Below are 20242 nucleotides of genomic sequence, written 5' to 3' on the forward strand. Positions count from 1 at the left end.
GTCGCTGTTGTCGCTGAGCGCTCGCGCGCGCCTTCGACGACCCCGACAACCGCCGTGCCTCTGCGCGCACGGCCACACCCTCAGGACTCTCTCCATGCGTTACGCATCGCACATCGCCGATCTCGTCGGCCACACCCCTCTCGTCCGCCTCGGTCGCGTGACCGACGGCATCGCGGCCACCGTGCTCGCCAAGGTGGAGTACTTCAACCCGGGCGGCTCCGCGAAGGACCGCATCGCCGCCCGTATCATCGACGCCGCCGAACGCGACGGGCTCCTCCGCCCCGGCGGCACGATCGTCGAGCCCACCAGCGGCAACACGGGCGTCGGTCTCGCCCTCGTGGCCCTGCAACGCGGTTACCGCATGGTGTTCGTCGTTCCCGACAAGTTCGCCGGCGAGAAGGTGGCCGTCCTCCGCGCCTACGGCGCCGAGGTGGTCATGACGCCCACGAGCGTGCCCCCCGAGCACCCGGACTCCTACTACAGCGTGTCCGACCGGCTCGCGCGGGAGATCCCCGGGGCGTTCAAGCCCAACCAGTTCGGAAACCTGCACGGGCCGCGCGGTCATTACGAGACCACAGGCCCCGAGATCTGGGACGACACCGATGGTCTCGTGAGCCATCTCGTCGCCGGAATCGGCACGGGAGGCACCATCTCCGGCACCGGCCGGTACCTCAAGGAGCAGTCGGACGGGAGAGTCGTCGTCGTGGGTGCCGACCCGGAGGGCTCGATCTACTCCGGGGGTCCGCTACACGGCTATGCGGTCGAGGGCGTGGGGGAGGACTTCTGGCCCGCCACCTTCGACCCCGCCGTCGTCGATCGCTACGAACGGGTCGGCGATGCCGAGTCGTTCGCGATGACCCGCCGACTGGCGCGGGAGGAGGGGCTCCTCGTCGGCGGTTCCTCGGGCATGGCGGTCGCCGCGGCGCTCCGCGTCGCGCGGGATCTTCCCGCCGAGGCGGTCGTGGTGGTGGTCCTCCCCGACCACGGACGCGGATACCTCACCAAGATCTTCGACGACCAATGGCTGAGGGAGCGCGGACACGATGCCGTCGTCGACGCGGCCGCCACGACCCCTGCTCCTCCGTTCGCCTCTGTTTCCTCGACCTCTGTTTCCTCGACCTCTGTTTCCTCGACCTCCGGGAGTCCCGCATGACCGCCTCCGATGCCGCCCGCGGCTTCGCCAGCCTCGCCGTCCACGCCGGGCAGGACGCCGACGCCGCCACGGGCGCCGTGATCCCGCCCGTCCACTTCTCCACGACCTACGCGCAAGACGGCATCGGCGGACTCCGGCAGGGATACGAGTACGGCCGCAGCGGCAACCCGACACGCACGGCGCTCCAGGTCCAGTTGGCCGCGATCGAGGGCGGCGCCCACGCGTTCTCGTTCGCGTCGGGACTGGCGGCGGAAGACGCTCTGCTGCGCGCCGTGCTGCAGCCGGGCGACGAGGTGCTGCTCGGAAACGACGTGTACGGCGGCACGCACCGCCTCATCTCCCGCATCCTCGGCCCGTGGGGCGTGCGGCTGCGGGTCGTCGACATGAGCGACGCCGAGGCCGTCCGCGCGGCCGTCGCCGAACGCGCACCGCGGATCCTGTGGGTGGAGACGCCGTCCAATCCGCTCCTGCGGGTCACCGACATCGCCGATCTGGCCGCTGTCGGACACGATGCCGGCGCGCTCGTCGTCGTCGACAACACGTTCGCGACGCCGGCGCTGCAGCAGCCCCTCGCCCTCGGTGCCGACGTCGTCGTGCACTCGACCACGAAGTACCTCGGCGGGCACTCCGACGTGGTCGGCGGTGCCCTGGTGCTCGACGACGATGCACTCGCGGAGCGCATCGGCTTCCTGCAGTACGCGGCTGGAGCCGTCTCGGGACCGCTCGATGCCTGGCTCACGACCCGCGGGATCAAGACGCTCGCGCTGCGGATGCAGCGTCACAGCGAGAACGCCGCCGCCGTGGCGGCTTTCCTCGAGGGACAGGAGCGGGTCGCGCGCGTCTACTATCCGGGACTTTCGTCCCACCCCGGCCACGAGATCGCGGCCCGGCAGATGCGGGGATTCGGCGGCATCGTCTCGGTGGCTCTGGAATCGGGGGAGGCGGCGCGGCGGTTCGCCGAGTCGACGAGGCTGTTCCAGCTCGCCGAGTCGCTGGGCGGCGTCGAGTCTCTCGTGAACTACCCCGACGCGATGACGCACGCCTCGGTGCGGGGCACCGAGGCCGCCGTCCCCGTGGAGGTCGTGCGCCTGTCGGTGGGGATCGAGGACGTCGACGACCTGCTCGCCGACGTCGAGGCGGCCCTCGCGCGCTGAGCGGGCGGACGGGAGCCGCCCCGCCTGATCAGCCGCGCCGCCACCAGCGGCGTCGCGGGCGGGGCGGCTCCGTCTCGGCGGCAGATGCCGCTGCCGCTGCTCGCGCCTGACGCCGATGGTGCCACGCGGCGACCTCGGCGTCCTCGTCCCGCATCGGGGTCACGACGGGCGGACCGCCCAAGAGCTGCCGCCGCGCCTCGATGATGCGGCGATTGAAGTCGGCGACGTACTCGCGCACCTCCCGCTCCCGTCGCAGTGCGTCGACGCGGTCCTCGAACTCGGCGTGTTCGACGCGCAGCTGGAGAGCGGGGGGACCGAGCCCGGTGAGCTTCTCGGTCTGGATCTTCCGGCGGATCCACCAATCGGGGTCATGGTGATCGCCGAGGCCTTCGAGCGGCTTGCCGTACCCCGGCAGGTCGTCGAAGTCACCGCGGCGGATCGCCTGCTGGATCGCCGACTCCACGTACATCGCGCGTTCGCTCGGCCCCGGGGTGGCGGCGGTGCGCGCCGTGTCGGCCGTCGCCGTGGGCGACGAATCCTCCGGCTCGCCGTCGAACCCGTGTTCGCGCGCAGCCTGCATCGCCCGGTAACGGGCGGCATCGAGCCGCGGGTCCTCGGCCATCTCCCCAGCCTACGAGGGCGCGGGGGCGTCACGGTCGCCACGCGCGTTGCCGTGGCGATACCAGGCATGTATATACTCGGTAAACACATACTCGGTATGCAGATCCATCCACCCGGGGCGGGTCTGCCGACGAGCGGGCAGGAGAACCCATGTCGGTGAGACAGAGCCTCTTGGCGATCCTCGACCAGGGGCCGTGCTACGGCTACCAGCTGCGCGCGGAGTTCGACCGGCGGACGGGGTCGACCTGGCCCCTCAACGTCGGGCAGATCTACAACACCCTCGACCGCCTCGAGCGCGACGGCCTCGTCCGCAAGGGTGATGTCGACGAGCAGGGCCACGTGTACTGGGAGATCACCGACGCCGGTTCCGCCGAGGTGACCCAGTGGCTCGCCTCGCCCGTGGAACGGACGCAGGGGACGCGCGACGAGCTGGCGATCAAGCTCGCCGTGGCCGCGACGCTCCCGGGCGTCGATGTGGCCGAGGTGATCCAGACCCAGCGGCGCGCCTCGCTCCGCCAGCTCCAGGAGCTCAACCGCGCCAAGTACGCGGGGGCCAACCCCGACGGGCCCGAAGAGCTGGCGTGGTCGCTCGTCGTCGACTCGATGATCTTCGCGGCCGAGGCCGAGGTGCGCTGGCTCGACCACACCGAGCAGCGCCTGCACGCGCACCCGCGCCACGCGATGGCGCTCGAGCTGTCCACCGACCGCCCCAAGCGGGGGCGACCGGCCAAGGCCGACACGACGCAGGAGGTCTCGGCATGAGCGCCGTGCTGCAGCTCATCGGCGTGACCCAGCAGTACGGCGAGGGTGCCACGAGCGTCTCCGCGCTCTCGGGCGTCGACCTCTCGGTCGAGAAGGGCGAGCTCGTCGCCATCATGGGAGCCTCCGGATCGGGCAAGTCGACCCTGCTCTCCATCGCCGGAGGCCTCCAGCGGCCGACGACGGGCGAGGTGGTCGTGGAAGGCACGTACCTCTCCACCGCCACGCCGCGCCAGCTCGCGCAGCTGCGCCGCCGCTCCCTGGGCTTCGTGTTCCAGGACTTCAATCTCATCCCGACCCTCACGGCGCTCGAGAACGTCACGTTGCCCTTGGAGCTCGACGGCTTCCGAGCCCGGGTGGCGCGCCGTGCGGGTCGGGATGCGCTCTCCTCGGTGGGACTCGACGCCAAGTTCGACTCCTACCCCGACGATCTCTCCGGCGGTCAGCAGCAGCGGGTCGCGATCGCCCGGGCGGTCGTGGGCGGGCGCCGGCTGATCCTCGCCGACGAGCCCACCGGCGCGCTCGACTCGGTCACCGGCGAGGCGGTCATGAAGATGCTCCGCTCGCGTGTGGATCAGGGGGCGGCGGGGATCCTCGTCACCCACGAGGCCCGCCACGCGGCGTGGGCCGACCGGATCGTGTTCCTCCGAGACGGGCGGATCATCGACGAGTCGCAGCGCTCCGACGCCGACGCCCTCCTCGCCGGCACCCCGCGATGAGCGGTGCCACCTCCCGCGGCGCGCGCTGGCGCGTCGCGGCCCGTCTGGCCTCGCGGCAGGTCCGTCGCACGTGGGTGTCGAGTCTGCTGATCGTCTCGCTCGTGGTGCTTCCCATCGCGGGGCTCTCGGGGGCGGCGGTCCTCGTCTCCAGCACGATGGCGACCCCGGCCGAGCGAGCGAAGGTGGAACTGGGGGCCGCGCAGGCATGGGTGAAGCCTGCGGGAGTGCCGGACGCCGACTTCTGGCAGTCGCCGACCGAGCCGGAGTGGAGCGGATACGGAGGGCAGGCCGAGGGCTCGGTGCCGCAGCCCCCCGGCGAGATCCCGACCGATCCGCTCGCGGCGCTTCCCGCAGGCACCCGCACGATCGAGGTCTCCTCGGGCCAGGTGAGGATGGCGACCGTGGCGGGCGCCACGATGGTCGACGCGTGGGCCGGTGCCGTGACCGACCCGGCTCTCGAGGGGCGGTTCACCCTGGTCTCCGGTCGGGCGCCTGAGAACGACCGAGAGGTCCTGGTGACCGCCGCGACGCTCGAGCGGGCCGGCACCCGCGTAGGGGGCCAGATCTCGCTCGACGAGGCGGAGTACACCGTCTCCGGCGTCATCGACATCGCCGTCGCGGCGGATGCGCAGTCCGCCGTCGTGTTGAGCGACCCGGAGCTCTTCGCCGGGAACACCAAGTGGTACTTGCCCGACCTCGCCCTGTCGTGGGCCGACGTGCAGAAGCTCAATGAGGCGGGGATCGTCGCGTTCTCCCGCGAGGTCGTGCTCGACCCGCCCCCCTTCCAGGTGGAGGGGTGGGGCACGATGGACCCGGCGCAGCGCGATCTGCAGTTGTGGTTCTCGATCACGGGAATGATGGCGGCCGCTGCGGCGGCGGCCGGCTACATGGTCGTCATGCTCGCGGGAGCGGCGTTCGCGGTGAGCGCGCGTCGCCAGCAGCGCGCGCTGGCGATCGCCGCGAGCGTCGGTGCCGATGCGCGCGACCTCGGGCGGGTCGTGCGCCTCCAGGGCACGGTGCTGGGAGCCGTGGGCGGGCTGATCGGTGTGGCCCTCGGCATCGGCGGGGCGGCCTCGCTCATGGGGGTGATCGGCAACGGCTCGGCGACGATGTTCTGGGGCTTCCACGTGCCGTGGTGGCTGCTGGGATGCGTGCTGGTGTTCGCCGTGATCGTGGGGACGGTCTCGGCGCTCGCTCCGGCGCGGGAGGTGGCTCGCTCCGACGCGCTCCGGGCCCTGCGCGGGGCGCGCCGTCCGCAGAAGCTGACCGCGGCCCGCCCGCTGTGGGGCTCGCTCATGATCGTGGTCGGGATCGGCATCACGATCGTCTCGGGCCTCTCGGCGGCGGCGATGACCTTCAACGACGGCGTCGCCTACGACTCGGCGCTGCGGTGGCTTCCCATCGCCGGCATCATCGGCGGCCCGATCCTCGCGCAGCTCGGTTTCGTGCTGTCGGGACGATGGCTCCTGTGGCTGACCTCGCGCACGCTGTCGCGACTGGGGCTTGCGGCGCGGATCGCCACGCGCGACGCCGTGGCCAACGGCGCCCGCACCGTCCCGGCGTTCGCCTCGATCGGGGCGACGGTGTTCGTCGGGGTCTTCGCCGTGAGCATGGTGGCCGTCACCACGGCGCAGTCCGCGCGCACGTACAGCTACAGCGCCCCCGTGGGCACCGCGATCGGCACGCTCTACTCGACAGGCCCCGAGCCCCTCACCGTCGCCCAGGCGAACGAGGCCGCCCGCGCGACGGCGGAGATGTTCGCCGAAGTGGGCGCATCGGAGTCGGCGGTGGCCTGGCGTCAGAGCACGTCCGACTCGAATCCCGAAGCGGAGATCCCCGGCGACCAGCTGCGCGCCGTCGCACTCACACCGGAGCGGCATCTCCTCGATCCCGAGAGCCCGCAGGGATTCTCGTGGCAGAGCGAACTGCAGGACCCGAGGAACAACCTCACGGTCCTGGACGCCGACGACCTCCCCACCGTGATGGGGCTGACGCTCACCGCGAGCCAGCGCGCCGCCTACGAGGGGGGCGCGGCCGTGGTCGCGGTGCCCGACCTCCTCACCGACGGCACGATCGAGGTTGCAGCGTGGACCGAGCGGCAGTGGCAGGACGGGACGGCGCCGAGCAACGTCTTCCGGCCGTGGCCGGGGCAGGAGCCAGACCCGGCGCAATGGTCGAAGACGGTCGACGCGCTGACGGTCGATGCGCCGCACCAGCCGGTCGCGGTCGCCCTCTCGCCGCAGACCGCCGAGAAGCTCGGGATCCAGAGCCAGGCCGCCGTCGTGTACGGCGCCTTCTCCGCCCCGCCCACGACCGACCAGCGCGACCGTCTCATGGCGCTCGGCGAGACCCTGCGCACCGACATCGCCGCCGCGTCGGTGTGGATCGAGCCCGGCCCCGTCGAAGCGGCCGTGTGGATCGTCCCCCTCCTGATCGTGATGGCCGTGCTCGTCGTCGGAGCCAGCGCCGTCGCGCTGGGGCTCGCCCGTTTCGAGCGGAGGCCGGATGACGCGACTCTGTCCGCCGTCGGGGGCACTACGGCGCTCCGCCGCCGGATCGCGTTCTGGCAGGGTCTGGTGATCGTCGGGTTCGGCATGGTGGCCGGAGCGGCCGCGGGAGTGCTCCCGCCGATCGGCTTCATCCTGCAGTCGCAGGCCCAGGTGGGGCGCGAGCTGCTGATCGCGGACGTCCCGTGGGTGCTGCTCCTGGTCCTCGTGGCGGGACTCTCGCTCGTGGTCGCGGCGGTCAACTGGCTCGTGCCGCCTCGCCGTCCCGACCTCACGCGGCGGACGGCCATCGCGTGAATGCCCCCGGCGACGAGGGCTCGCGTTCCCCGGTCGCGCGCCTGATCGCGAGCCTGCGGTTGGCGGGGCGGCAGACGCTCCACGGCTGGAGCTCCAGCCTCCTCGTCCTGACGCTCATCGTCCTGCCGATGGCGGTGGTGACCGCGGCCCTCGTCTACGTCGACGGACGCCAGCCGACCACCGCGGAGCGCATCGAAGCCCAGCTCGGGCGCGCGCAGGCATGGCTGGCGATCGTGAACGGTCCCGATCCGTCGCTCCAGCAGTACCTCGATCAGCCCGAGTGGTGGCAGATCGACCGATCGGACGACGGGCAGCCCGTCCACGAGCCGCGGCCCCCGGTCGACGATCCGGTCCGCCTCCTCACAGACGGTGACTCCGGGCCGGCCGAGGTGATCGAGATCGGCGAGGGAGACGTCACCGCCGAGACGGCCGGAGGCATTGCGCCGGTGGCGGCGGTCATCGGCGACGCCGGGGCCGAGGCGCTCCGCGGACGATTCGACCTGCACGAGGGCCGTGCGGCGACGGCGCCGACCGAGGTCGTCGTGTCACCGGGTGCCCTCGAACGACTGGGTGCGTCGGTGGGGGACACCCTGACGCTTCGGGAGCCGGCCGCGCGCTACACGATCGTCGGCGTGCTCAGTCGCGCCGAAGACCCCGACGCCCGGGAGGTCGTCTTCCTGCCGGGCACCGCGGAGAACCGCGCCCTGCAGAGCGATGCGATGCTCACGCGGTGGTACCTGCCGGCCCGGATCATGACGTCGGCCGACGTCGAGACCCTCAATCGGGCGGGCGTCATCGTGTTCGACCGGAGCCTGGTCGCCGACCCCGGAGCGCGGGCCGCGCCGGGTGGCGCCGAGGCCCTCCCGTGGTCGATCCTGGCCGTGTTGTCGGCCGTCGCGGCGTTCGCGGGCTATCTCATCGTGCTCCTGGCGGGAGCGGCGTTCTCGGTGAGCGCCAGGAGGCAGGAGCACGCCCTCGCCGTCGCGGCGAGCGTCGGAGCGACGCGCGGCGACGTCTTCCGCATCGTGCTGCTGCAGGGCACCGTCCTGGGGCTGGCGGGCGGGACGATCGGAGCCGGTGCCGGGATCGGCCTGGGCGTGCTCGCGCTGCACCTGTTCGACGACGGCGCCGCGGCGAGCTTCTGGGGCGTGCACGTGCCGTGGCCGCTCCTGGCGGCTGTGGTCGCGTTCGCGACGATCGTGGGGACGATCGCCGCAGTCGTGCCCGCCCGCGCCGCCACGCGCGGGGAGGTGATCGCCGCGCTCCGGGGCTCACGCAAACCTGTGCGCGTGCGCGCCGACCGGCCGCTGTGGGGCACCCTGCTCCTCGTCACCGGTGTCGCGATCACCGCGATCGCGGGGCTGTGGCTCGCGGCGATCAACGCCGAGAAGTATGTCGATCAGAACGATGCCCGGCGGATCCTCTGCATCTGGGGCATCATCCTCGGGCCGCTCTTCCTGCAGGTCGGCGTGATGCTCGCGGGGCACTGGATCATCGCGCAACTGGCGCGCGTGCTGTCCCGGATCGGCCTGGCGCCGCGGCTTGCCGGGCGCGACGCCGCCGCGCATCCGGGTCGGATCGTGCCCGCCTTCGCGGCGATCGCGGCCTGCGCGTTCCTGGCGTCGGTCTCGCTCGGCTCGCTCGCCGTGGTCGGTGCGCAGCAGGAGCGAGGCTGGTGGTACGGGGCGCCGGTGGGAACGCTGTCGGTCTACGGGTGGATCGGTGCAGAGCCGGGCGTCGAGCCGCTCAGTGCCGCCGACATCAGAGCGACCGAGGCCCGAGCCCGAGAAGTGGCCTCCGCGACGGATCCCACCTCGATCGGCACGCTCTGGCTGCCACTCGACCCGCGCGTGTACGACGCGAGCGGGAAACTCGTCACCAACAGCGACGCGACGACGGTGCTGCCGCAGGTCCAGCGTTATGTCTCGTGCGACGACGTCGTGCAGGGCGAGTGCCTCACGAAGGCCCAGTCGTTCGTGCAGGGAGGCTGGGCGCTCGCCGTCGTCGCCGCCGACGAGATCGACACCGTCGTGGGCCGGCCCCTCACGTCCGCGCAGCGCGAGGCCTACCGGGCGGGGGGAGCGGTGCTCCTGGACCGGTCGTATGCGACATCCGACGACGTCCTCGTCCTGAACAAGCTCACCGTCGCCGACGCCGACGGCGCATGGGAGCGCGACGATCTCCGGCCCGCCGCTACCACGCGGGTTCCTGCGATCGTGCTCGACGACGGACGGCATCGCGAACGAAGCGTGCTGATCTCCCCCGCCGCCGCCGAACGCGCCGGAGTGGTCGTCGACGGCGGCCCCTGGCAGGTGGTGGCCGCTTACGCGGAACCGCCCGCGAACACGGCGCGCGACGCCGTCTGGCGCGACGCGGCAGCCCTCGACTCCCGCGCCCTCAACGTCTCGGCCCGGTACGAGGACGGGCCGCCCGACGCGGCGCTGTGGCTCGTCCTGGTGGTCGGGGTCACCGCCGTGCTGGTGGTGGCCGCCTCGGCGGTCGCGCTCGGGCTCGCCCGCGTCGAGCGTCGTCCGGACGACGCCACCCTGGCCGCGGTCGGGGGATCGTCCGTGCTTCGCCGCGGCATCGCGGGCTGGCAGGCGGTGATCGTCGCGGGCATCGGGATGGTGACGGGTGTCTCCGCCGGAGTACTCCCCGTCTGGGGCGTGAGCATGGCGTCGGCGACCATGTCGAACCCGCCGCTCTTCTCCGACATGCCCTGGGGATGGCTCGTGTTCCTGGGCGTCGGGCTTCCCGTGGTGATCGCCGCGGTGTCGTGGCTCGTGCCGCCCCGCCGTCCCGACCTCACACGGCGGACCGCCATCGCCTGAGGCCGGCGCGACGAGGGCGCGGTCGTCGTCGCCATGGAGGGCGTAGCGTCGAGGCATGACCGACCTCCTCGTCACTCCGGAAGAACTGGCTCGCGAGCTCGGCGGCGACCGCCGTCCCGTCGCCCTCGACGTGCGCTGGCGCCTGGACGCCCCCGACGGCCGCGCGGCCTACGAGGACGGGCACATCCCGTCGGCGCTGTACGTGAGTCTCGACGACGACCTCGCCGCCCACGGGTTGCCCACCGACGGGCGCCACCCACTGCCGGATGCCGGCGTCTTCGCGGACACGGTGCGGGGCTGGGGCATCGATGACGGCGACACGGTGGTGGTCTACGACGACTGGATGTCCTACGGCGCGGCGCGAGCCTGGTGGATGCTCCGGGATGCAGGCATCGACGCGCGCGTGCTCGACGGGGGACTGGCGGCGTGGCGCGCGGCGGGGCTGGGTCTCGAGTCCGGCCCGGGCCAGGTGCCGGCGCGGGGCACGGTGACGCTCCGTCCGGGCCAGCTGCCGCAGTTGTCGATGGACGCCGCCGCCGCCCAGCCCGATCGCGGCCTGCTGCTCGACGTGCGCGCGCCCGAGCGGTACCGTGGCGAGGTCGAGCCGATGGATCCGCGGGCCGGCCACATCCCGGGAGCCCTCAACGCGCCGACCGCCGACAGCATCGGTCCCGACGGTCGGCTGCGGGGTGCGGCGGAGCTGCGCGAGAGGTTCGCGGCCATCGTCGAGGCGAACGGCGCCGACCCGTCCCAGCCGATCGGGGTCTACTGCGGATCGGGCGTCTCGGCATCCCACGCTGCCCTCGCTCTCACCGTCGCCGGATTCACCCCCGCGCTGTACGTCGGTTCGTGGAGTCAGTGGTCGAACCATCCCGACCGCCCCCTCGCCACGTCCTGACCCCCTCCCTCCGACCTGAGCGGGGCTCCGCACGGGCGAGTGCGACGGGCGGGAGCGCCGCGGGGGCAGACTGGAGGGATGAGAGCCGCCTACATGTACGGGCCCGGAGACGTCCGGGTGATCGAGGTCCCCGATCCTGCGATCGAGGAGCCGACCGACGCCCTGCTGCGGACGGTCGTCGCGTGCGTCTGCGGCAGCGACCTGCATCCGTACCACTCCCTGCGGCCGACCGAGGCGGGGCAGTCGATGGGGCACGAGATGGTCGCCGTCGTCGAAGAGGTGGGGTCGGAGGTCGCCACCGTCGCTCCGGGCGACGTCGTGATCGTGCCCTTCGTGTGGTCGTGCGGCGTGTGCGACTTCTGTCGCGCGGGACTGCAGACCTCGTGCCGGATCGGAGGGCTCGGCGGTCCGCAGCACACCGGCGGCGCGCAGGCCGAGTACCGGCGTGCGCCGCTGGCCGACGGCACCCTCGTGCGCGTCGACGTCGCCGAAGACGACGAGCGGATGCCGGGCCTGCTCACCCTCAGCGACGTCTACGGCACCGGCTGGCATGCGGCCGTCACCGGCGGGGTCTCTGCGGAGACCACCGTCACCGTCATCGGCGACGGCGCCGTGGGGCTGCTCGCGGTGCTCTCGGCGCGACAGCTGGGCGCCGAGCGCATCATCCTCATGGGCCGGCACGAGGCGCGCACCGATCTCGGCCGGCGGTACGGGGCGACCGACGTCGTCGCGGCGCGGGGCGAGGAGGGCGTGGACGCCGTGCGCTCGCTCACCGGCGGCGACGGCACCCACGTCGTGATCGACGCGGTGGGGCACCTCCCCGCGTTCGAGCAGGCGATGGGCGTCGTCCGCGACGGGGGCCGCGTGAGCCGCGTCGGGGTTCCGCAGTACCGCACGGGGCCGATCGGTCGGGACCAGTTCGTCCGCAACGTGACCGTCACCGGCGGCGTCGCGCCCGTCCGTGCCTGGATCGATCGGCTCCTCCCGGGCGTGCTCGACGGCTCGGTGGACCCGGGTGCCGTCTTCGACACCGAGCTCCCGCTGTCCGAGGCCGCCGAGGGCTACCGGCTCATGGACGCGCGCGAATCGCTGAAGGTGCTCCTGCGGCCCTGACGAGCCGCCCTCGATCCGATCACGAGACCGGCAGCCACACCCGCATCGTCGACGGTCCGCGTTCTGCCCACTCGTGGTACGGGATGAGCGCGGCCGGGGCCGCGGGGCCGCTCGTCCGCGGGGCACTGCCCCCGTACGGCCACGAGCGACCTCGAAGGCCGGTTCATGCTCCCGATCCTCATGGGGGCCGAAGACGCCTTCGGGGCCGGCCAGGTCAACGTCTTCCTCTGCGACGCCCGTGGCGACGCGATCCGCGAGCAGCACCACCTCAAGGCGCTGCTGAGCCGCCGGGTCGACGGCATCATCGTCGTCGGGCGGCAGACCGACCCTCGCCCGTCGCTCGGGCAGGAGCTGCCGGTGCCGGTCGTGTACGCCTACGCTCCGTCCGACGATCCCCGAGACCTCTCGCTGACCCCGGACAACGAGGCGGGAGGCCGCATGGCGATCGAGCACCTCCTCGCCTGCGGCCGCACCCGTATCGCGCACATCTCGGGCGACCCGGCCTACGCCGCCGCGCAAGACCGGCTCGCGGGGGCGCGGGCCGCCCTCGCCGATGCCGGACTGGAGCTCGTGGGCGATCCCATGTTCTCGGAGTGGTCGGAGCACTGGGGGCGCGATGCCGCCGCCCTGCTGCTGGACCGTCATCCCGAGATCGACGGCATCTTCTGCGGATCCGATCAGCTCGCCCGCGGTGTGCTGGACACCGCTCGGGATCTCGGTCGCCGCGTGCCCGACGATCTCGCGGTCGTGGGCTACGACAACTGGGAGGTGCTGTCCACCGGCTCCCGTCCCGAGCTCACGAGCGTCGACGCCAATCTGCAGCAACTCGGACGCCTCGCCGCCCAGCGCGTCTTCGACGCGATCGACGGGATCGACACGGGGAACGGTGTCAGCCACGTGCCGGTGCGCCTCGTGATCCGCGGTTCCACGATCGCCCGTCGCTGACCTCGCGCCCTCGAGGCCCGTCTCCATGGAGCGGGCAGGTCAGGAGGGACGGGGGAGGGTCAGACCTCGTCGCGCCACGAGCGCGTCGGCCGGTAGCCGAGGAGTCGCTGCGCCTTCGCGGTGGAGAAGAGTGAGTCGTGCACGCCGAGGTCGCCCCGCACCTCGACGCCCGGGAACACCTCGGTCACGAGCTCGGCATTGGGCCGGGACATGACGGTGTCGGCGGCCGCGATGAGGAAGTGGTCGAATCCGGCCGGCGCGCTCTCCAGCGCCCGCTGCACGGCCTGCGCGCCGTCGCGGGCGTCGATGTAGCTCCACAGGTTCCACTTGCGCTGCCGAGGGTCGGCGTCGAACGAGGGGAACTCCGCGTAGTCGGCGGGGATCATGACGTTGGAGAACCGCAGCGCGGTGATCGAGACCTCGGGATGCCAGCGCACGAGCTCGATCGCCATCGTCTCTTCCAGATGCTTGACGAGGGAGTAGACCGACTCGGGCCGGGCCGGATAGTCCTCGTCGACCGGGATGTAGGGCGGCGGCACATCGAAGGGAAGCCCCTGCACCGTCTCGCTGGAGGCGTAGACGATCCGCGTCATCCCGAGGCGGATCGCGGCCCAGAAGACGTGGAAGGTGCTGAGGATGTTGTTGCGGAAGGTCTCCACGTCGGGCCGGATGCCGGGAGCGGGGATCGCGGCGAGGTGCACGAGGGCGTCGAAGCCGTCGTGGCGATCGCCGACCGCCGTGAGGGCGTCGATCACCTGCCCGTAGTCGGTGAGGTCGACCTGGACGAATCCGGCTCCGCGGGGGCCGACGGTGTCGAGGCCGATCACCTCGTGACCTGCCTCGGTGAGCTCTCGGACGACGACGGTTCCCAGCTTTCCGGACGACCCGGTGACGGCGATGCGCATGCCCCCAGCCTGTCACCTCCGGCGGGGGAGTGACACCTCGTCAGGAGGGAGGACGTGTCGAGTCGCGCACGATGAGGTGGGTGGCCAGGGGAGTGTCCTCGGTGAGCTGGTCGGGCTCCTCGACGGCGACCAGCACTTTCTGCATGATCAGCTCGCCGAGCGCCCGGAAGTCCTGTCGGACGGTCGTCAGGGGAGGCAACAGGTAGGGGGCCTCCGGGACGTCGTCGAAACCGACGACACTCACGTCGTCGGGCACCTGCAGTCCCCGGCTGCGAAGGGCCGAGACGAGTCCGATCGCCATGTGGTCGTTCGCGGCGAACACCGCCGATCCGGAGGTCACCTCCAGCGTCGTGCCGATCTCGTGCCCGCTCGCCGCCGACCAGTCTCCGTGCCGGGGATCGACGGCGGGAAGACCGCGCGCGGCCAGTTCGTCGCGCCACCCTCGGATGCGCTCGAGGGCGTCGGGGTTGCTCGCCGGACCCGCGAGGTGGTGGATGCGGGTGTGGCCGAGCTCCGCGAGGTGGCGGACGGCCGCGCGCGCTCCGCGGTACTGGTCGATCGAGACGAGGTGGGGGTGTCGTCGCGGTGTCGCCGCCGCCGCGACCACGGGAAGACTCAGCTCCAGCCCCCGCACGACCTCGAGCACGCCGATGTCGTTGACGATCAGGACGATGGCGTCCACCCGCTGGCGCAGCAGCCCCTCGATCGCGGTGCGGACGGCCACCGGATCCGGACCGGGCGAGGTGACGGCATCGACGGAGTAGCGCTCGGCGCGGGCCGCGACATTGAAGTGCATCGCGATCGACGCCGGCCCGAAGTCGGCGGTGTTGGGCGTGACGAGACCGATCGTGCGGGTGCGGCGCGTGACGAGAGCGCGCGCGGCGGGCGACGGACTGTAGCGGAGCTGGGCGATCGCCTGCTCCACGCGGGCGCGGGTGGCCGGGCGCACGTTGGGGAGGTCGTTCAGCACGCGGGAGACCGTCTGGTGCGAGACGCCGGCCAGCCGCGCGACGTCGAAGATGTTCGCGGACTTGGTCCCGCGCTCCTCGCTCACGAGGCCTCCTCCGGCTGCACCACGAGGGCGAGGAGGGCGTCGGGGGTCAGCTGCTCGGCGGGGATCGTGTCGACGATGCGCCCGCCGCGGAGCACGGCGATCCGGTGGGAGACCCGCAGCACCTCGTCGAGCTCGGCGGAGATGAACACGACCGAGAGGCCGTTGTCGGCGAGCTCCCCGACCAGCCGCTGGATTTCCACTTTGGCGCCCACGTCGATCCCGCGCGTGGGCTCGTCGAGGACCAGCACGCGGGGGGAGAGGGCGAGCAGGCGCGCCAGCAGCACCTTCTGCTGGTTTCCACCGGAGAGGGTGCCGGCGAGGCGATCGGGGTCGGCGGGGCGGATGTCGAGCGCCTCGATCCAGCTCTGGGCGAGCTCGCGGCGCCGCGCGTTGCCGAGGCGATGCACGATGCCGCGCTCTGCCTGCAGCGCCAGGGTGATGTTCTCCTGCACGCTGAGGCCCCCGATGATCCCCTCGGTGCGCCGGTTCTCCGACGAGTAGACGACCCCGAGGGCGATCGCCCGTCGTGGCGAGGTCAGCTCGGCCGGACGTCCGCCGACGGCGAGGGAGCCGGTGTCGAGGCGGTCGACTCCGGTGAGCGCGCGCGCGAGCTCCGTGCGACCCGAGCCGAGGAGTCCGGCAAGGCCCAGCACTTCCCCTTCGGCGACATGCACGTCGGCCTCGGCGATCCCGCGGCCCACCGCCACGCGGGTGATCCCCGTCGCATCCAGCACGGGAACCGTGGCGCCCGCGGGGAAGTCCGGGCGGTCGATGACCGTGAGCTCTTCGCTGGTGCGCCCGAGCATCTTCTCCACAAGACCCACGCGCAGCAGCTCCGTGGGCACGTACTCTCCCACGAGGCGCCCGCCGCGCAGGACCGTGATGCGGTCGCTGACCTCGTACACCTGGTCGAGGAAGTGCGAGATGAAGAGGATCGCGACGCCGCGTTCGGTCAGTTCGCGCATGACGCGGAAGAGCTCGGCGACCTCGTCGAGATCGAGGCTCGAGGTGGGCTCGTCGAGCACGAGCATCCTGACGTCGGTCGAGGTGGCGCGCGCGATCGCGACCAGCTGCTGCACTGCGAGCGAGTGCGTTCCGAGCACCGACTGAGGATCGACGTCCAGGCCCAACGCCTGCAGCGCCTCGGCAGCCCGGCGGTTCATCGTGCGCCAGTCCAGCGCGCCGAACCGGCGCGGTTCGCGCCCGAGGCAGATGTTCTCGGCCACCGTGAGGTTGGGGAGCAGGTCGATCTCCTGGTACACCGTGCCGATCCCCGCGGCGATGGCGGCGGCGGGCGAGGGGAACCGCGTCTCCTGCCCGGCGACGCGGATGGTCCCCTCGTCGAGGGGGAGCGCCCCCGTGAGGGCCTTGATGAGGGTGGACTTCCCCGCGCCGTTCTCGCCCATGAGCGAGTGGACCTCGCCGGGGAGGAGGCGAAAGTCGACGCCGTCCAGCACTGTCTCGGCGCCGAACCGCACCGTGGCGCCCGTGATCTCCACGACGGGGTCGGCCGATGCCGCCGGGCGCGGCGGAGCGGCGGGGGCGCCGTCGCCCTCGTGCGCTCGCGGATCCATGGAGACCATCATGCCCGGCCCCGACCCTCCCGCACGGGAGCGCCGGGGCGCGATCACCGTCGGTTGGTCGCGGTGCGGGTCACGATCACGCGCTGCATGACCACGAACACGAGCAGGATCGCGCCGATGATGATGCGCGTCCAGGACTGTTCGGCGCCGAGGAAGGAGATGACCGTCTTGATCGTGCCGTAGACGAACACCCCGATCATCGAGCCGAGGACGAAGCCGCTGCCGCCGGAGAGGAGCGTGCCGCCGATGACCACCGCGGCGATCGTGTCGAGCTCGGTGCCGACGCCGGTGAGGGGGTAGGCGGCACCGGTGTAGGCGGTGAAGACGACGCCCGCGAGGCCCGCGCACACGCCGCTGATGACGTACACGAGGAGCTTGGTGCGCACGACCGGCAGGCCCATGAGGCGCGCGGACTGCTCGTTGCCGCCGATCGCGTAGACGGTGCGTCCGAACCGCGTGTACTGCAGCACGAGGATGCCGGTGAGCACCACGAGCAGGGCGATGATGCCGGTCGGGGTGATGTAGAAGGTGCCCGGCGCCGCTTGCAGGCGGGTCGACTGGAGCCAGAGGATCGCGGGGTCCTCGACCTTCACGGACGACAGGCTGACCATGAACGCGAGGCCGCGGGCGGCGAACATCGCCGCGAGCGAGGCGATGAAGGGCTGCACGTCGAAGAACTGCACGAGCACGCCGACGACGAGCCCCATCCCCGCCCCCAGCACGATCATGAGGGGAACGACGAGGGCGGTGGGAAGTCCTTGGCTCAGCAGACTCGCCCCCATCATCCCGGTGAAGGCCATGACCGCGCCGACGGAGAGGTCGATGCCCCCGGTGAGGATCACGAACGTCATCCCGACGGCCAGGATCAGCAGGTACGCGTTGTCGAGCAGGAGTGCGGAGAGCACCCGCGGCGTGAGGAAGTTGCCGAAGTAGGCCTGGGCGCCGACGAGCATCGCGATGAAGATCACGACGGCGGCGAACACGGGCAGCCATGAGGCGTGCCGGCGGCGGAAGCGACGGATGACATCCATCGCCCCCGTGGTCTCTGTCGCGGGAGCTGCGGTCAGGGTGCTCACGAGGCCACCGCCTTCGAGTCGGAGCGGGAGAGGGAGGGGATGAGCTTGCCGAGGTGTCCGCGGGTGCGGGGCGACTGCACCAGCACGACGACGACCACGACGATCGCGAGGAACAGCGGGCTCACCGCGGGCGGGACCCCGAGGAAGGTGATCGTCGACTTGAGGGTCTGGATCGTGAAGACTCCGACCACCGTGCCGGCGATGGAGAACTTCCCGCCCATGAGCGAGGTGCCGCCCAGGACGACGGCCAGGATCGCGTCGAGCTCGATGTAGAGACCGGCGGCATTGGCGTCGGCGGCCATGATGTTGGAGCTGTAGAGGATCCCGGCGAAGCCCGCCAGCAGGCCGCTGGCGGCGTAGGCGCCCCAGATGATGCCGCGGGAGCGGACGCCGGCGAGGCGGCTGGCCTCAGGGTTGATCCCGACCGCCTCGGTGAGGACGCCGAGCGCGGTTCGCCGTTCCAGGAGCGCCACGACCGCGATCGCGAAGAGCGACACGTAGAACGCGAAGGGGAGTCCGAAGACATAGCCCTGGGCCATGAACTTGTATGGCTCGCTGTTGATCGTGGTGATGAAGCCGCCGGTGATCAGCAGGGCCACCCCGCGTCCCGCGAGCATCAGGACGAGGGTCGCGATGATCGGCTGAATCCCCACGACCGCCACGAGGAACCCGTTCCACACTCCCAGCACGAGCGCGACGCCGACGCCGAGGAGGACCGCGATGATCACCGTCGGCAGTCCGTTCGGATCGTCCGAGCCGGAGATGAAGGTGAGGGCCACAGCGCCGGAGACGGCCATGATGGCCCCGACGGAGAGGTCGATCCCGCGCGTGGCGATCACGATCGTCATCCCGAGGGCCACCAGCATGAGCGGCGCGCTGTTGCGGAGGATGTCGATGAGCGGACCGTAGAGCTGTCCGTTCTGGACGGTCACGGAGATGAAGCTCGGCCGCGCGATCGTGTTGATGACGATGAGGGCGAGGAGGGCGACGATCGGCCAGAACAGCCGATGCGTGACGAGGGCTTTCATGCCGCGGACTCCGGGTTCTCGAGGGAGCGGGGGGTGTCGTCCCGAGACGACGCCGTCTCGGGGGCGAGGGGGCTGGCGGTGGGCGACTCCTGTGCGATCACGGCCACGAGGTCGTCGACGTGAATGCCGGCCGAGTCGAGTTCGCTGATCTTACGACGGTCTCGCATCACGGCGATGCGCTGGGAGATGCGGACGACCTCTTCCAGCTCCGACGAGATGAACACGACGGCCAGACCCTGGGCCGACAGCTCGGCGACCTTTCGCTGGATGTCCGCCTTCGCGCCGACGTCGATGCCGCGGGTGGGCTCGTCGAGGATCAGCAGCTGCGGGGCCGTCGCGAGCCACCGCGCCAGCAGCACTTTCTGCTGGTTGCCGCCGGAGAGGTTCCGCAGCAGTGCGTGGGGGTTCGCCGGACGGATGCCGAGCGCGGTGATGTACTCGTCGACGATCGCGTCCTGCTCCGCCTTGCCGATCTTGCGGAGCGCGCCACGCTGCGCCTGCAGGCCCAGCACCATGTTCTCGGCGACGGTGAGGTCGCCGATGATGCCCTCCGCGCGGCGGTCCTCGGAGGAGAAGGCGATGCGGCGGTCGATCGCCGCGCGCGGCGTCGTGATGCGGGCCGGAGCGCCGCGCACCTCGGTCTCGCCGGTGTCGGCGCGGTCGGCGCCGTAGAGGAGGCGGACGAGCTCGGTGCGGCCCGACCCCAGCAGTCCCGCGATCCCGACGACCTCGCCGTCATAGACGTCGACGTCCACCGGCTCCAGGACGCCCTTCTTGCCGACGCCGACGGCGCGGAGGACCGGGGCGCCGGACCTGTCGATCTCGCGGTCGGCGGCGCGGGAGATCGCATCGAGCTCGTCGAGCTCGCGGCCGATCATCTTCGCGATCAGCTCGCCGCGGGGAAGCTCGGCGGCCAGGTGCTCGCTCACGAGGCGTCCGTTGCGGAGCACGGTCAGCCGATCGGAGATCTCATAGACCTGGTCGAGGAAGTGGGTGACGAACAGGATCGCCACCCCGCGGTCGCGGAGGTCGCGGACGACCGCGAACAACTGCTCCACCTCGCCCCGGTCGAGGCTGGAGGTGGGCTCGTCGAGCACGAGCACGCTCGCGTCGGTCACCATCGCGCGGCTGATCGCCACGAGCTGCTGGAGCGCGATCGAGTGCGTGCCGAGGGTGGAGTGGGTGTCGATCTCCACGCCCAGGGACTGAAGGTGGCGCGCGGCTTCGCGATGCGTCGCGCGCCAGTCGATGCCGCCGGCGCGGCGCACCTCGTGCCCCAGCATGACGTTCTCGCCGACCGACAGGTTGGTGCAGAGGTTGACCTCTTGGTACACGGTGGAGATCCCGGCGGCCTGGGCATCGGCCGTGGAGCGGAAGACGCGCTTCTCGCCGCGCACCGTGATGGTGCCGGCGCTGACTCGGTAGACGCCCGTCAGCGCTTTGATGAGGGTGGACTTGCCGGCGCCGTTCTCTCCCATGAGGGTGTGGACCTCACCCGCGCGGAGGGTGACGTCCACCCCGTCGAGGGCTTTGACGCCGGGGAACTCGACCGTGATCCCGCGCATCTCGACGACGGCGGGCGGGGTGTCGACCATGGGT

Annotated in this window: 16 protein-coding genes and 1 pseudogene; 9 read left to right on the top strand and 8 right to left on the bottom strand. The window is 71.8% G+C overall.

Annotated features, from left to right (window positions below; genetic code table 11):
* Positions 1-94 precede the first annotated feature (94 nt).
* Together QM591_RS03980 and QM591_RS03985 are read left to right on the top strand one after the other, a co-directional pair.
* Entirely contained in the window at positions 95-1153 is a 1059-nt protein-coding gene (locus tag QM591_RS03980) for a pyridoxal-phosphate dependent enzyme (RefSeq protein WP_415129840.1), read from the top strand.
* Positions 1150-2307 carry a cystathionine gamma-synthase gene (locus QM591_RS03985; protein ID WP_415129842.1) on the top strand — a complete coding sequence of 386 codons (1158 nt, stop codon included), beginning with the start codon at positions 1150-1152 and terminating at the stop codon, positions 2305-2307. The genes QM591_RS03980 and QM591_RS03985 overlap by 4 nt, the downstream gene beginning before the upstream one ends.
* A gap of 28 nt (positions 2308-2335) precedes the next feature.
* Here the strand turns inward: QM591_RS03985 and QM591_RS03990 are convergent, their stop codons facing one another.
* A complete protein-coding gene (locus QM591_RS03990; protein WP_415129844.1) occupies positions 2336-2929 on the bottom strand; it encodes a DUF1992 domain-containing protein in 594 nt (197 codons plus the stop codon).
* 149 nt (positions 2930-3078) lie between these two features.
* On the opposite strand from QM591_RS03990, the gene QM591_RS03995 reads away from it, so the two are divergent.
* The 6 genes from QM591_RS03995 to QM591_RS04020 all read left to right on the top strand — a co-directional run bounded on the left by QM591_RS03995 (position 3079) and on the right by QM591_RS04020 (position 12052).
* Positions 3079-3690: a PadR family transcriptional regulator gene (locus QM591_RS03995; protein WP_415129846.1), complete on the top strand. Its 612-nt coding sequence runs from the start codon at positions 3079-3081 to the stop codon at positions 3688-3690.
* Complete coding sequence (locus tag QM591_RS04000; protein ID WP_415129848.1) at positions 3687-4406, top strand: ABC transporter ATP-binding protein; 720 nt, start codon at positions 3687-3689, stop codon at positions 4404-4406. Before QM591_RS03995 ends, QM591_RS04000 begins: the two co-directional genes overlap by 4 nt.
* On the top strand, positions 4403-7210 hold the full coding sequence (locus QM591_RS04005) for an FtsX-like permease family protein (RefSeq protein ID WP_415129850.1): 2808 nt from the start codon (positions 4403-4405) through the stop codon (positions 7208-7210). Before QM591_RS04000 ends, QM591_RS04005 begins: the two co-directional genes overlap by 4 nt.
* Positions 7207-10041, top strand: a complete 2835-nt coding sequence (locus QM591_RS04010; protein WP_415129852.1) for an ABC transporter permease — start codon at positions 7207-7209, stop codon at positions 10039-10041. Before QM591_RS04005 ends, QM591_RS04010 begins: the two co-directional genes overlap by 4 nt.
* A 55-nt stretch (positions 10042-10096) precedes the next feature.
* Entirely contained in the window at positions 10097-10939 is an 843-nt protein-coding gene (locus QM591_RS04015; protein ID WP_415129854.1) for a sulfurtransferase, read from the top strand.
* 78 nt (positions 10940-11017) lie between these two features.
* Entirely contained in the window at positions 11018-12052 is a 1035-nt protein-coding gene (locus QM591_RS04020) for a zinc-binding dehydrogenase (RefSeq protein WP_415129856.1), read from the top strand.
* A 19-nt stretch (positions 12053-12071) separates the two neighbouring features.
* On the opposite strand, the pseudogene QM591_RS04025 reads toward QM591_RS04020, so the two are convergent.
* A pseudogene (locus QM591_RS04025) lies at positions 12072-12140 on the bottom strand (hypothetical protein); the annotation flags it as partial.
* A gap of 77 nt (positions 12141-12217) precedes the next feature.
* Between QM591_RS04025 and QM591_RS04030 the strand changes: the two are divergent.
* Positions 12218-12997: a substrate-binding domain-containing protein gene (locus QM591_RS04030; RefSeq protein ID WP_415129858.1), complete on the top strand. Its 780-nt coding sequence runs from the start codon at positions 12218-12220 to the stop codon at positions 12995-12997.
* 59 nt (positions 12998-13056) lie between these two features.
* Here QM591_RS04030 and QM591_RS04035 read toward each other — a convergent pair whose 3' ends face one another.
* Genes QM591_RS04035 through QM591_RS04060 form a run of 6 tightly spaced genes read right to left on the bottom strand, consistent with a single transcriptional unit; the run spans position 13057 to position 20238 of the window.
* On the bottom strand, positions 13057-13902 hold the full coding sequence (locus tag QM591_RS04035) for an NAD-dependent epimerase/dehydratase family protein (RefSeq protein WP_415129860.1): 846 nt from the start codon (positions 13900-13902) through the stop codon (positions 13057-13059).
* A 40-nt stretch (positions 13903-13942) separates the two neighbouring features.
* Complete coding sequence (locus QM591_RS04040; protein ID WP_415129862.1) at positions 13943-14956, bottom strand: LacI family DNA-binding transcriptional regulator; 1014 nt, start codon at positions 14954-14956, stop codon at positions 13943-13945.
* Complete coding sequence (locus QM591_RS04045; protein ID WP_415129864.1) at positions 14953-16530, bottom strand: sugar ABC transporter ATP-binding protein; 1578 nt, start codon at positions 16528-16530, stop codon at positions 14953-14955. The genes QM591_RS04040 and QM591_RS04045 overlap by 4 nt, the downstream gene beginning before the upstream one ends.
* A gap of 53 nt (positions 16531-16583) precedes the next feature.
* Complete coding sequence (locus tag QM591_RS04050) at positions 16584-17570, bottom strand: ABC transporter permease subunit (RefSeq protein WP_415129921.1); 987 nt, start codon at positions 17568-17570, stop codon at positions 16584-16586.
* 41 nt (positions 17571-17611) lie between these two features.
* Positions 17612-18643, bottom strand: a complete 1032-nt coding sequence (locus QM591_RS04055) for an ABC transporter permease (protein ID WP_067166758.1) — start codon at positions 18641-18643, stop codon at positions 17612-17614.
* Positions 18640-20238, bottom strand: coding sequence for a sugar ABC transporter ATP-binding protein (locus QM591_RS04060; RefSeq protein WP_415129867.1), 1599 nt, complete (start codon positions 20236-20238; stop codon positions 18640-18642). The genes QM591_RS04055 and QM591_RS04060 overlap by 4 nt, the downstream gene beginning before the upstream one ends.
* Between the last annotated feature and the right edge of the window lie 4 nt (positions 20239-20242).

Source organism: Microbacterium sp., from assembly GCF_047607225.1.
GTDB lineage: Bacteria > Actinomycetota > Actinomycetes > Actinomycetales > Microbacteriaceae > Microbacterium.